Origin of the sequence: Cobetia sp. SIMBA_158 (genome assembly GCF_046566945.1) — a bacterium.
Taxonomy (GTDB): domain Bacteria; phylum Pseudomonadota; class Gammaproteobacteria; order Pseudomonadales; family Halomonadaceae; genus Cobetia; species Cobetia amphilecti.
The window spans coordinates 93,122-106,173 of sequence record NZ_JAWJYL010000010.1; the positions used below are offsets into that span (position 1 = coordinate 93,122).

The 13,052-nt window shown below is 63.5% G+C and carries 8 protein-coding genes; 1 reads left to right on the forward strand and 7 read right to left on the reverse strand.

The annotated features are described in order from the left end of the window. Window positions 1–104: 104 nt before the first annotated feature. Complete coding sequence (gene plsB / locus R2R70_RS14650; protein ID WP_410978377.1) at window positions 105–2,729, forward strand: glycerol-3-phosphate 1-O-acyltransferase PlsB; 2,625 nt, start codon at window positions 105–107, stop codon at window positions 2,727–2,729. Between the two features lie 120 nt (window positions 2,730–2,849). On the opposite strand, the gene R2R70_RS14655 is transcribed toward plsB, so the two are convergent. From R2R70_RS14655 to aceE, 7 genes are all read right to left on the reverse strand, one after another. After that, complete coding sequence (locus tag R2R70_RS14655) at window positions 2,850–3,548, reverse strand: class I SAM-dependent methyltransferase (RefSeq protein WP_410978393.1); 699 nt, start codon at window positions 3,546–3,548, stop codon at window positions 2,850–2,852. Window positions 3,549–3,844: 296 nt separating this feature from the next. Then, the gene (locus R2R70_RS14660) at window positions 3,845–4,663 is read right to left on the reverse strand and encodes an undecaprenyl-diphosphate phosphatase (protein WP_043333784.1); all 819 of its coding nucleotides are present in this window, start codon (window positions 4,661–4,663) and stop codon (window positions 3,845–3,847) included. A 205-nt stretch (window positions 4,664–4,868) separates the two neighbouring features. Further along, complete coding sequence (tsaB, locus tag R2R70_RS14665; RefSeq protein ID WP_054556848.1) at window positions 4,869–5,564, reverse strand: tRNA (adenosine(37)-N6)-threonylcarbamoyltransferase complex dimerization subunit type 1 TsaB; 696 nt, start codon at window positions 5,562–5,564, stop codon at window positions 4,869–4,871. 290 nt (window positions 5,565–5,854) lie between these two features. Then, window positions 5,855–6,511, reverse strand: a complete 657-nt coding sequence (gene adk / locus R2R70_RS14670) for an adenylate kinase (protein WP_131432716.1) — start codon at window positions 6,509–6,511, stop codon at window positions 5,855–5,857. A gap of 554 nt (window positions 6,512–7,065) precedes the next feature. Beyond that, a complete protein-coding gene (locus R2R70_RS14675) occupies window positions 7,066–7,827 on the reverse strand; it encodes a TerC family protein (RefSeq protein WP_043333781.1) in 762 nt (253 codons plus the stop codon). A 257-nt stretch (window positions 7,828–8,084) separates the two neighbouring features. After that, window positions 8,085–10,118, reverse strand: a complete 2,034-nt coding sequence (gene aceF, locus R2R70_RS14680) for a pyruvate dehydrogenase complex dihydrolipoyllysine-residue acetyltransferase (protein WP_410978378.1) — start codon at window positions 10,116–10,118, stop codon at window positions 8,085–8,087. 105 nt (window positions 10,119–10,223) lie between these two features. Next, a complete protein-coding gene (aceE, locus tag R2R70_RS14685; RefSeq protein WP_043333779.1) occupies window positions 10,224–12,899 on the reverse strand; it encodes a pyruvate dehydrogenase (acetyl-transferring), homodimeric type in 2,676 nt (891 codons plus the stop codon). Window positions 12,900–13,052 lie beyond the last annotated feature (153 nt).

Genomic DNA, 13,052 nt, shown 5'->3' on the forward strand with positions numbered 1-13,052 from the left:
GTCGCAATCAACCCTCATTCATCGTCCCGATGCTTTATTCGTGAACGCCGACAGATTGTCGTTTCCGGTAGTCCGTCCTTGTCCACACCTGCGAGAGCCTCACCATGTCGCCAGTCACCTTAGTCTTGCGCCCGTTGCGCAATGTCAGTCGCCGTCTGCTGGACAAGTGGGTGGAGCTGCGCGCGGTGGAGCCCGACATCAATGCGTTGGACCACAGCGCCTTGAACCTCGATCCGACGCTGCCGGTGGTCTACGTCTTCCCCTACCAGGCATTGTCCGACGAGCTGGTGATCGAGCAGCTGTGCGAGGCACGTGGCCTGCCCTCGCCGACCCTGCCTCTGAGCATAGGCGACCTGCGCCTGAGCCACTCCCGTCTCCGTCTGTTGCGGCGCTCGCGCAGCGACAGGAGCCTGCTGTCACGTCGACTGGCCAAGTTGATCGCCGCACTGGAAGACGCCCCGAGTGATGTCGAGGTGCAGCTGGTGCCGGTCAGCGTGTTCTGGGGGCGTGCCCCGGGCAAGGAATTCGGCTTCTGGAAGTTCATCTCCGCCGATAGCTGGCGGGTGACGGGCGTGCTGCGCCGCGCCATCGCGATTCTGGCGCATGGGCGCTCGGTGGATGTGCATTTCGGCCAGCCGCTCAGGCTGCACGAAGCGCTCAGGGAAGGTCCGCAGGACTCGGCGCTGGCGCATCGCCGCATCTCGCGCCTGCTGCGCGTGCACTTCCGGCGCGTGCGTACCCGCCTGCTGGGGCCAGACCTCTCCCACCGCCACACCATGATTCGCAACCTGCAGAAGGCACCCGCCGTGCAGGACGTGATCAGCGAGCTGGCACGCGAGCAGAATCAGCCGCCGGCACGTCTGGAGAAGCGCGCCCTGCAGTATGGTCGCGAGATCGCCTCCAACATGGGCTATCCGGTGCAGCGCTTTCTGGCGCATGCCCTCAAGCGGCTGTGGCACAAGCTCTACGACGGCGTCGAGGTGCGTGGCATGGCGCAGGTCAAGGCGATCGCCGGCGACTGCGAGCTGATCTACGTGCCCTGTCATCGCAGCCATATCGACTACCTGCTGCTGTCCTACGTGCTGTTCCACGAGGGCCTGATGACGCCCCACGTCGCCGCGGGCAAGAATCTCGACATGCCGATCATCGGCCCGATCCTGCGCCGTGGCGGCGCCTTCTTCCTGCGCAGAAGCTTCCGCGGCAATCGCCTGTACGCCACCGTCTTCGACGAGTACGTGCATCAGCTGATCACCCGTGGCCACCCGCTGGAGTACTTCATCGAGGGTGGCCGTTCACGCACCGGCCGCATGCTGCCCCCGCGCCCGGGCATGCTGGCGATGACGCTGCGCTCCTTCCTGCGTGATACACGCCGCGAGGTGGCCTTCGTGCCGGTCTACATCGGCTACGAGAAGGTCTTCGAGAGCCTGAGCTATCAGCGCGAGCTGTCGGGGGCCAGCAAGAAGAAGGAATCACCGCTGGACCTCATCCGCGTGCTCGGCCAGCTCAAGCAGCCCTTCGGCAAGGTCTACCTGAACATCGGCGAGCCGCTCAAGCTGGGCGAATGGCTGGATGAGACCGCGCCGGACTGGAAGGCCAGCCGTCATCAGCGCCGCCCAGAATGGCTGACCCAGGCGGTGCCGCAACTGGGGCATGAAATCGCCACGCGCATCAATGCCGCCGCCGCGCTCAATCCGGCCTCGCTGACGGCGCTGGTACTGCTGTCCACCGCCCACCACGCCATCGAGGCCAGCCTGCTGCAACGCCAGCTGGCGATGCTGGTGCGTCTGGCCGACAAGCTGCCGGGTCGCCATGACCACAGCCTGCCCGAGGGCACGCCGGAAGAGTGGGTCGCACACTGTGCCCATCTGGGGCTGGTCACCCTGCGCCCGCAGAGTCTTGGCGAGCTGGTGATCGCCACCCCGGAGCAGGCCAGTCTGCTGACCTGGTATCGCAACAACGTGCTGCACCTGCTGGCGTTGCCGGCGCTGATCGCCTTCGCCTTCCGCAATACGGCCCAGTACACCCTCGAGGCACTGGAAGATCAGATCAGTCCCGCCTGGCCGCTGCTGGTGCGCGAGCTGTTCGTCCCCGAGGCCCCTGAGCTGAAGGCGGATATCGCCGCCACGCTGACCCTGATGAGCGAGGAAGGCCTGCTGGAGCATCAAGCCGCGACTGGCGACACTCCGGAGCGCTGGTCACGCCCGGTGGCCAGTCAGGAGCCTTCCGAGCAGCTGCGCCTGCTGGCTCAGCCGGTACAACCGACGCTGGAGCGCGGCTATCTGTTGATCGCCGCCCTGTTGCAGCACGGCAGTGGCACGCTGGACCGCGAGTCCCTCGAGAGCCATTCCGGCGCCCTGGCCGAACGCCTGACCCTGCTGTCGGGCCTCAATGCACCGGAGTTCTTCGACAAGCGTCTGTTCAGCGGCCTGCTCGATACCCTGCTGGAGCTGGAGTTCATCTGGCTGGAAAGCGGCCAGCTATGCTTCGGCGAAGCGCTGGAAGACCTGCAGGTGCACGGCCGCGACCTGTTCGATCCCGCCCTGCGCCACCGCCTGCAGCATGTGCGCCTGCGCGAAAGCGAGAATGAGAACGAGGCCGAGAAAGCGAGCGACGCCCCGACTGAAGGCATGGCCGAGGCGCAGCTTCCAGCCCTCGACGACAGCGAGGCCGCTGACGAAGCCGCATCAGCAGACCACAAGGCATCCGACACCTCCTCTCAGCGCGAATGAGATGATGGGCCGAGGCCCATAGAGCAAAAAAGCCCCCGCCGCGATCAGATCGCGAGCGGGGGCTTTTGCGTTTGGCGGAGGCTGTTACATCGCTGACGCCATCGTCAGGCGTCAGCGCTATCAGCGCAGCGCCTGCTTCACATAGATGTCGTAGCGGCTGGTCTTCTCCTCGACCACATGACTCGGCGCGAGCCCGCCGATCGGTTCGGCCTTGCGTGGGCGCTTGACCACCACGCGATGCGTCGCGACCTCCAGCGCCGCCTCGAGCAGCGCCGGGGCATCCGCATCATCACCGGCCAGGGCGCGGAAGACACGCATCTCCTTCTTGACCAGTGCCGACTTGTCACGGTGCGGGTACATCGGGTCGAGATGCACCACCTGAGGCGGCTGATCCCACTGCGTCACCAACTCCCCGAGCTCCCGCGTGGCATCGCCGTGCAGCGCCTGCATGCGCAGCGCGATCGCGCGAATCTCGTCATCCGCGCAGCCCTGTGCCCGGGTCAGGCCATCGACCAGAATCGCCGCCGTGGCCGCCACGCGTTCGATCATCAATACCGGTGCCCCAAGACTCGCCAGCACGAAGGCATCGCGCCCGAGCCCTGCGGTGGCATCGACGATGCTCGGCAGTGCGCCTCGATTCAGGCCACAGGCCCGTGCGATCAGCTGGTTGCGCCCCCCGCCGAAACGACGGCGATGATCGGCACGACCGGCGACGAAATCGACGCACAGCGGCTTGCCGTATTCGCGCTCGTCTCCGGCGATCACCAGGCGCGGTGCGCCCTGCTCGTCCAGCGCCACCTCAAGCTTGAGCGCCGGCATCTCGTCATCTTCCCGCAGTGCGATACCGAAATGTGCCGCCAGCATGGCGAGTTCCGGGCGCGTTTGCAGCCGAGAACGGGCAATGGCGATCACGGGAGCGGCATCGGCGGCTGCATCATGGGCAGCGAGGGAGTCTTCGGGTGGCAGCATGGATGGGCTCTATGAGAAACGGTGAAGCGAAACGGTGAACGCAGGAAAAGGGAAACTCGCATGGCATGCGGTCAGGCTGACAAACGCCGACGGCGCCGCAAGAGCGACGCCGTCAGGGGACAAGCTTACGTCATCGCGCGCATGGCTTACAGCAGCAACAGCATGCCGAACAGCATCATGCCCAGCAGCAGGCGGTAGATGACGAAGGGCAGCATGCCGATGCTGTCGATGGCCTTGAGGAACAGCTTGATGCACACCAGCGCGGAGACGAAGGAAAGCACCACGCCGAGGGCGACATCGAACAGCTGCGCCTCACTGCCGGTCTCGATCAGCTCCAGGCCCTTGAGCAGGCCCGCTGCCACGATCAGCGGAATCGACAGCAGGAAGGAGAAGCGCGCAGCGCTCTGACGCTCGAAGCCCAGCAGCAGCGCGGCGGTGATGGTGATGCCCGAACGCGAGGTGCCGGGAATCAGGGCCAGCGCCTGGAACAGGCCGATGATCAGCGCGCCCTTGAGCGTCAGCGTCGCCAGGTCACGCGTGCGTGCGCCCTTGACGTCCGCCCACCACAGCAGCAGACCGAAGACGATGGTGGTGGTACCGATCACCGCGATCGAGCGCCCGGCCGTTTCCACCACATCGCCCAGCAGGCCGCCGAAGATCACGGCTGGCAGCGTCGCCAGCAACACCGCCCAGCCCAGACGGCTGTCTTCGGTCTGGCGCGCCGCCAGCGTGCCGCTGCCGCTGAACTGACCAAACCAGCCAGCGAGAATATTGGCGACATCCTTGCGGAAGGCCATCACCACGGCCAGCAAGGTACCGACGTGTACCGCGACATCAAACGCCAGCCCCTGGTCCGGCCAGCCGAACACCTGGGAGGGCAGAATCAGGTGGGCGGAGGAGGAAATCGGCAGAAATTCCGTCAGACCTTGAATGACGGCCAACGCCACCACATGCATGAGTTCCATGAAACATCCTTTTAAGAGAGACGGGCCTCAGTGGCCCACACGGACGACAGACATCGTCTGTGGCACTGCACGTGCCGTAGTGACAGAACAACGCTTTGCGTCAAGCCGCGCCGCGAGTGTCGGGCGCGACATGATGATGCGCAAACCTTATGTCAGCCTTGGCTGAACCCACGATGACGCAACGAGATGGCAATCCCTGGTGCCATCAGCGCCACGCCACCTCATTGCGCAGATAGACCGGCTGGGCCTCGACCGCCGACACCGCTTCACCGCGGGCATATGCCTGGGCGGCCAGCATCACCATGGCCTCGGCATCCGGTTGCGGCTCGGGAAGTTGCAGTGCCAGGCTGGCACGCACGCTCTCGGGCAGCTCGTCGTGCATCACCAGCCCCGAACCGACCGCCAGCCAGTCGTGTTCGCGCAGCGCCGCAGGCAGCTCCAGCAGGCCCGGAGCGCAGACCTGCTCGGGTAGCACCTGCTCGACCTCGATCTCGCCGTCAGCGCGCGTCACGACGCGATAGGCGCCGGTGTAGAGCTCGCCCATGCGTGCATCCAGCATCGGCAGCACGAAACGCGCGTGATGCAGGCGGTGGGCCTGCAGTGACAGGGCCGCCAGCGTCGAGACGCCGATCACCGGCACATCGAGACCAAAGGCGAGGCCCTGGATGGTGCCAGCGGCGATGCGCAACCCGGTGAACGAGCCCGGTCCATGGCCATAAGCCAGGGCATCGAGGTCGTTGAGGGTCAGATCGGCAGCGGCCAGCAGCGCCTCGATCATCGGCATCATGCGCTGGGTGTGCTGACGGGGAGCCTCACAGCGCTCGGCAGTAACAACGCCGTCTTGCCACAGGGCAACGGAACAGGCGGAAGAGGATGCATCGATGGCCAGAAGCGTGGTCATGGGCGGTTCGTCGTCAGAAAAATGTGACGCGATTCTACCCGTCCCCCGCGGGCAGCAAAAGACGCAGGCTGTCCACGGCTGGTGTCGGCCGCGGGCGTCACTCCTGCTGCAACCCCCACGCCCACGCCGTCAAGCGGCCTGCCGCAACGCCTAATTCCTGATTCGCGCCAGTATGCGAAGAACAAAAAAACGCCCGCAGACAATGTCTACGGGCGTTCTTCGTCAGGCGACCGGCTTCACCAGCGCAACCCGATCTGTTCCAGCTGAGCCACCTGAGGCGTGCCGGGCAATCAGTGCTCCAGCGCGCTGACCAGCTGAGCACGAATGTCGTCGACGGAGCCGACGCCTTCGATGCGGTGGTAGGCCGGGGCCTGGGCATCGCCAGTGGCAGACCAGCTGGAGTAGTACTCGACCAGCGGTTCCGTCTGCTCGTGATAGACGGACAGGCGGTTGCGCACGGTGGCTTCGCGGTCGTCTTCACGCTGGATCAGGGCTTCGCCAGTGACGTCGTCCTTGCCTTCTTCGCGCGGCGGGTTGTACTCGATGTGGTAGACACGACCGGAATCCGGGTGCACACGACGACCGGACAGACGCTTGACGATCTCTTCGTCAGCGACGGCGATCTCGACCACGTGGTCCAGCTTCACGCCCGCTTCCTTCATGGCGTCAGCCTGCGGAATGGTGCGCGGGAAGCCGTCGAACAGGAAGCCGTTCTCGCAATCGGGCTGGCTGATGCGCTCCTTGACCAGGGCGATGATGATCTCGTCGGACACCAGTCCGCCGGTATTCATGATCTCCTTGACCTTGAGTCCCAGCTCGCTGCCGGCCTTGACCGCGGCGCGCAGCATATCTCCGGTAGAGATCTGCGGGATGTTGAAACGCTCGCAGATGAACTGGGCCTGGGTGCCCTTGCCGGCGCCGGGGGCGCCCAACAGGATCAAACGCATCGGTACTGCTCCTTGAGTGTGCAAATGAAAAGCATCAAACGGGTGTAAAGGGTCATCTGGCGCTGGTGCACCTTGCCCTCGGCGGCAGATAGCCATCCAAGGCGCTCTGGTCGTCGACACGATCGAGGTGAAGCGGCGAAACTCGCGGCGTCGAGACGCTCGACTACCTCATGAGGGCCGAACGCATCGAGCGTATCGATGACCAGGATGAATATGGGCAGCGGACCAATATGTGCTGCGCGAAACGACGGCGCGCACGGATGATCTCATTATGTCATCGCCATGCAATGTAGAGCTGACGATACCGTTCACACGACGCCGGCACAAGCACACCAAAGGCGCGTATGCCGCCCTTTGGCACTGTTTTGGCGCGCAGGAGGGCCTGTCGCCCTCCTCGCCGGTTCCCGACCTGCCATACACGGCTGTCATGACACGAAAACGCCCCCTGCGGCACGCGGTCGCAGAGGGCGTCTTTCCACTCACGCCGGGCCACCTTGCCCAGTCGCCGTGGCGTGATCAGGCTGAGTCATGTCAGCCGTTGCTGTGCCAGTGTCTCACTCGGTGACGTCTTCCGCCTGGCTGCTGCGACGCAGACGCACTGCCTTGGCGCGCTTGCTGCGCAGACGGATGTTGAGCATTTCCACCGCCAGTGAGAAGGCCATCGCCACGTAGATGTAGCCCTTGGGCACGTGGACACCGAAGCCTTCGACCATCAGCATCATGCCGACCATGATCAGGAAGGACAGCGCCAGCATCTTGATGGTCGGGTGACGATCGACGAAATCGCCGATGGGCTTGGCGGCCACCATCATGATGCCCACCGAGATGACGATGGCGATGACCATCACCATCAGGTGGTCGACCATGCCCACCGCCGTGATCACCGAATCCAGCGAGAAGACAATATCGATCAAGGCGATCTGGACCATGATTGCCATGAAGCTGGCGCTGCCTTTCTTCGCGCCCTCTTCGGCAGGGTCTTCGCCTTCCAGGTTGGCGTGGATCTCGTGGGTGCTCTTGCCGAGCAGGAACAGGCCCCCGAAGACCAGAATCAGATCGCGTCCCGAGAAGCTGAAGTCGGCCACGCTGAACAGGGGCGCGGTCAATGACATCAGCCACGACAGCGACATCAGCAGCACGATGCGCATGCCCATCGCCAGGCCCAGGCCGATCATGCGCCCGCGCTGACGCTGGGACTCGGGCAGCCGCGCGACCAGAATCGACAGGAAGATGATGTTGTCGATGCCCAGCACGATCTCAAGCGCGGTCAGGGTCGCCAGGGCCACCCATGCCGAAGGGTCCATCAACCATTCCATTGTCTTGCTCCTTGTGTGTTGCGAGAACCGGCCTTCCCGGGTCGTGCCAGCACGATGCGGCAGATCGCGGCAGGTTGGCGTGAAGCATCGCATGTTGTGCAGGGCAGCAACAGCTGTCGCCGCCCTGCCACGCCAACGGACATGCACAAAAAAACGGCCTCCCGAAGGAGGCCGTTATGTCAGCCAGACCTGTCAGCGACGGACGCCGAAACCTTCCAGGAAGGTCACGGCACCCGCGCCTCATGCCATAGGCATCATCAGAGCAGCATGCGACGCACGTCGGTCAGCACCTGAGCCAGATACGCCGTGAAACGTGCTGCATCCGCCCCGTTCACCGCACGGTGATCGTAGGACAGTGACAGCGGCATCATCAGACGCGGCTGGAAGGCAGCGCCGTCCCACACCGGCTTCATCTGCGCCTTGGAGACGCCCAGGATGGCGACTTCCGGCGTGTTGACGATCGGTGTGAAGGCAGTACCGCCAATGGAGCCAAGGCTCGAGATGGTGAAGCAACCACCGGTCATCTCTTCGCGCTTGAGCTTCTTGGTCTGCGCCTTCTTGGCCAGTTCCACGGACTCCTTGGCCAGGTCCAGCAGGCTCTTCTGATCCGCATTGCGGATCACCGGCACCATCAGGCCGTCCGGCGTATCCACCGCGATACCGATGTGCACGTACTTCTTGTGCACCAGGGTCTCGCCGTCGGCCTTGAGGCTGACGTTGAACTGCGGATACTTGGCTAGCGCGTGAGCCGCCGCCTTGATCATGAACGGCAGCGGCGTGAGCTTGGCACCTGCCGCTTCCGCCTCGGCCTTCATGGACTTGCGGAAGGCCTCGAGCTCGGTGATATCGGCTTCATCGAACTGGGTCACGTGCGGGACGTTGAGCCAGCTGCGATGCAGATTGGTGGCACCGGCCTTCATCAGGCGGCCCATCTTCTTCTCTTCGATTTCACCGAACTGGCTGAAGTCCTGATCCGGCACCTGCGGGATACCGGCACCGCCGGTGGCCTGCGCGGCAGGTGCTGCCGGTGCGGACTTGGCCTTCTGCATCATCTGCTTGACGTAGGCCTGGACATCTTCCTTCACCACACGGCCCTTCGGACCGCTGCCGGAGACGTCCGCCAGGTCGACACCGAACTCACGTGCCAGCAGGCGAACCGCAGGTCCTGCGTGGACCTTGGCACCCTTGCTCGGCTTGTGAGCGGCCATCTGGGCTTCCGGGCTCGGCGCACCGGCCGGTGTCGGAGCCGGCTTCTGCTCGCTCTTTTCCGCCTTGGGAGCAGCCGGCGCTTCGGACTTGGCAGCCTTCGGCGCAGGCGCGGCACCCGCGACCTCGATGTAACCGATCAGGTCACCCTCGGAGACGGTGTCACCTTCCTTGACGGAAAGCTCCACCACCTTGCCCTTGTAGGGGCTCGGGATGTCCATGGTCGCCTTGTCGGACTCGAGCGTGATCAGCGCGTCTTCCTCGTTGACCTCGTCACCGACGGCCACGGCCATCTCGATGATCGGCACGCTGTCGCTGCCGGACAGATCCGGGACACGCAATTCCTTGCGCTCCGGCTCACCGGAGGCCGGCTCTTCTTCAGCAGCCGGTGCCTCGGAAGACGTATCTTCAGAGGTGGGCTCGGAGGAAGAAGCCTGCTCGGCCGGCGCGGAATCAGACGCGCTGTCACCGCCTTCACCGGCGATTTCCATCTGACCGATGACGTCGCCGGAAGCGACGCTGTCGCCTTCCTTGACGGTCAGCTTGACGATCTTGCCCTTGTGCGGGCTCGGGACGTCCATGCTGGCCTTGTCGGATTCCAGCGTGATCAGCGCATCTTCGGCGTCGACTTCGTCGCCTTCGGAGACGGCCATCTCGATGATCGGCACGGCTTCGGAGTCGCCCAGGTCCGGCACGACGATGTCGACGGTCTGGGTGCCACTGGAAGCGGCCTTCGGTGCAGGAGCGGACTCTTTCGGCGCTTGCTGCTCAGAGGCTTCCTGCTTGGGAGCCTCTTCCTTCGGCGCTTCCTGTTCGTCAGAAGCGTCAGAGGAGGTGTCACCACCGCCTTCGGCTTCCAGCTCCAGGATATCGTCGCCTTCGGAGACGGTGTCGCCTTCCTTGACGAGAATCTTCACCACCTTGCCGCCCTTCGGTGCCGGCACATCCATGCTGGCCTTGTCGGACTCAAGAGTGATCATGGTGTCTTCGGCGGAGATGACATCTCCCACCGCCACCGCTATCTCGATGATCTCGACATCGGAACTACCGCCAATGTCGGGAACCTTGATGATTTCGCTGCTCAAGATCGTGCTCCTTCCAAAACGTGCACGGGGAGCGACACCCGAATCACCTGCGCATCATCATGATGTCGAGGAGGGAGTGCCGCTCGCCTGTTCCGCGATCTCCGCTCAGACGTTCAGCGGATTCGGCTTGTTGGGGTCGATGCCGTAGGTCTTGATCGCTTCCGCGACCACCTTGCGGTCGATCTCACCACGATCCGCCAGCGCCTTCAGGGCCTGGACGGTGACGAAGTTGCGGTCGACTTCGAAGAAGTGACGCAGCTTCTCGCGGGTATCGGAACGACCGAAACCGTCGGTACCGAGCACGTGATAGTCAGCCGGCACCCAGGCACGAACCTGGTCAGCAAACAGCTTCATGTAGTCAGTGGCAGCCACGACCGGGCCGTCACGTCCTTCCAGACACTGAGTGATGTGCGGCTTGGCCGGGGTCTCTTCCGGCTTGAGGAAGGCCTGACGATCCAGTTCCAGCGCTTCGCGACGCAGCTCGTTGAAGCTGGTGACGCTCCAGATGTCGGCGTCGACACCGTAGTCCTGCTTGAGCATCTCGGCGGCTGCCTCGACTTCACGCAGGATGGTGCCGGAACCCAGCAGCTGAACCCGTGCCTTGCCGTCCTTGCCGCCTTCCTTGAGCAGGTACATCCCCTTGATGATGTCCTCTGCGGGCACCGTCTCGAGTGCTGGCTGCTCGTAGTTCTCGTTCATCACCGCCAGGTAGTAGAAGACCGGCTCGTGCTGCTCGAACATGCGCTTCATGCCGTCCTGCACGATGACCGCCACTTCGTGAGCGTAGGTCGGATCGTAGGTGCGGCAGTTCGGGATGGTCGAGGCCAGGATATGGCTGTGGCCATCCTGGTGCTGCAGACCTTCGCCGTTCAGGGTGGTACGACCGGCAGTGCCGCCGACCAGGAAGCCACGTGCCTGCAGGTCGCCTGCGGCCCACGCCAGGTCACCGATGCGCTGGAAGCCGAACATCGAGTAGTAGACGTAGAACGGCATCAGCGGCAGGTTGTGGTTGGCGTAGGACGTTGCCGCCGCCACCCACGCAGACATGGCGCCTGCTTCGGAGATACCTTCCTCGAGGACCTGACCTTTCTGGTCCTCGCGGTAATACATGATCTGCCCCTTGTCAACCGGCTCGTACTTCTGGCCTGCCGCGGTGTAGATGCCCAGCTGACGGAACATGCCTTCCATGCCGAAGGTACGCGCTTCGTCAGGAATGATCGGCACGACACGCTCGCCGAGGGTCTTGTGCTTGACCAGCCCGTTGAGCACGCGCACGAAGGCCATGGTGGTGGACACTTCGCGGCCGTTGGAACCCTTGAGCTGGGACGCGAAGATCTTGTCGTCCAGCGGCGGGATTTCCAGCGTTTCATACTCGGTGCGACGCTGCGGCAGGTAGCCGTTCAGACGTTCGCGCATGAGGTGCATGTACTTCATTTCCGGGCTGTCGTCCGCCGGCTTGTAGTACGGCACTTCCTCGAGCTGCTCGTCGGTCAGCGGAATACCGAAGCGATCGCGGAATGTCTTCAGCGCTTCGTGTTCCATGGTCTTGACCTGGTGGGCTTCGTTGGCCGCTTCGCCATCGCCCATGCCCATGCCGTAACCCTTGACGGTGTGCGCCAGGATGACGGTCGGACGACCATTGGCGTTGTTGACCGCTTCGTGATACGCCGCGTAGACCTTGTACGGGTCGTGGCCACCACGGTTCAGACGCCAGATATCGTCGTCTGACATGTCCTTGACCAGATCGGCCGTCTCCGGGTACTTGCCGAAGAAGTGCTCACGCGTGTACGCGCCGCCATTGGCCTTGTAGTTCTGGTAGTCGCCGTCGACCGCTTCGTCCATGCGCTTCTGCAGGATGCCTTTCTTGTCCTGTTCGAAGAGCGGATCCCAGAAGCGACCCCAGGTGACCTTGAGCACGTTCCAGTCGGCACCACGGAAGACGCCTTCCAGCTCGTCCATGATGCGGCCGTTGCCGCGCACCGGACCGTCAAGACGCTGCAGGTTGCAGTTGATGACGAAGATCAGGTTGTCGAGATTCTCGCGGCCAGCCAGCGAGATGGCACCCAGGGATTCCGGCTCGTCACACTCGCCGTCACCCATGAAGCACCACACCTTGCGGTCGTACATGGACTTCAACTCACGCGAGTTGAGGTACTTCATGACGTGCGCCTGGTAGATCGCCTGGATCGGGCCCAGGCCCATGGAGACGGTCGGGAACTGCCAGTAATCCGGCATCAGCCACGGGTGCGGATAGGAAGACAGGCCGTTGCCGTCGACTTCCTGACGGAAGCTGTCCATCTGCTCCTGGCTGAGACGACCTTCCAGGAAGGAACGGGCGTAGATGCCCGGCGCCACGTGACCCTGGATATAAAGCAGATCGCCTTCGAAATCTCCTTCCGGTGCACGGAAGAAGTGGTTGAAGCCTACGTCGTAAAGCGTCGCACTGGACATGAAGCTCGAGATGTGACCGCCCAGGCCCTTGTGGGCGCGGTTGTTGCGGATCACCTGAGCGATGGCGTTGTAACGGATAAGCGAACGGATACGACGCTCCATGAACAGGTCGCCCGGCATGCGCGCTTCGCGATGCACGGGGATACTGTTGCGATGGGGCGTGGTCACCGAGAAGGGCACCTGATGGCCATCACGACGCAGGCGGTCAGCCAGGCGTGACATCAGGTACTGGGCACGATCCTCACCCTCACGATCCAGAACCGATTCCAGGGAGTCCAACCATTCCGTGGTTTCGATCGGATCGAGATCTTCTCTTGCCTCCAGACTCATAGACGTCTCTCCGAGTGAAGAAATTTTTTGTCAAACGTTTCGACGAACAGCGATATCGAAACCAGTGGCGCTCTTCAGTGTGGGCACGACCTTCTGAGTGGGTCGCATCTCCGATAGACCTGTCGTGACCGGGTCTTGCCGGCCGTCAATCTC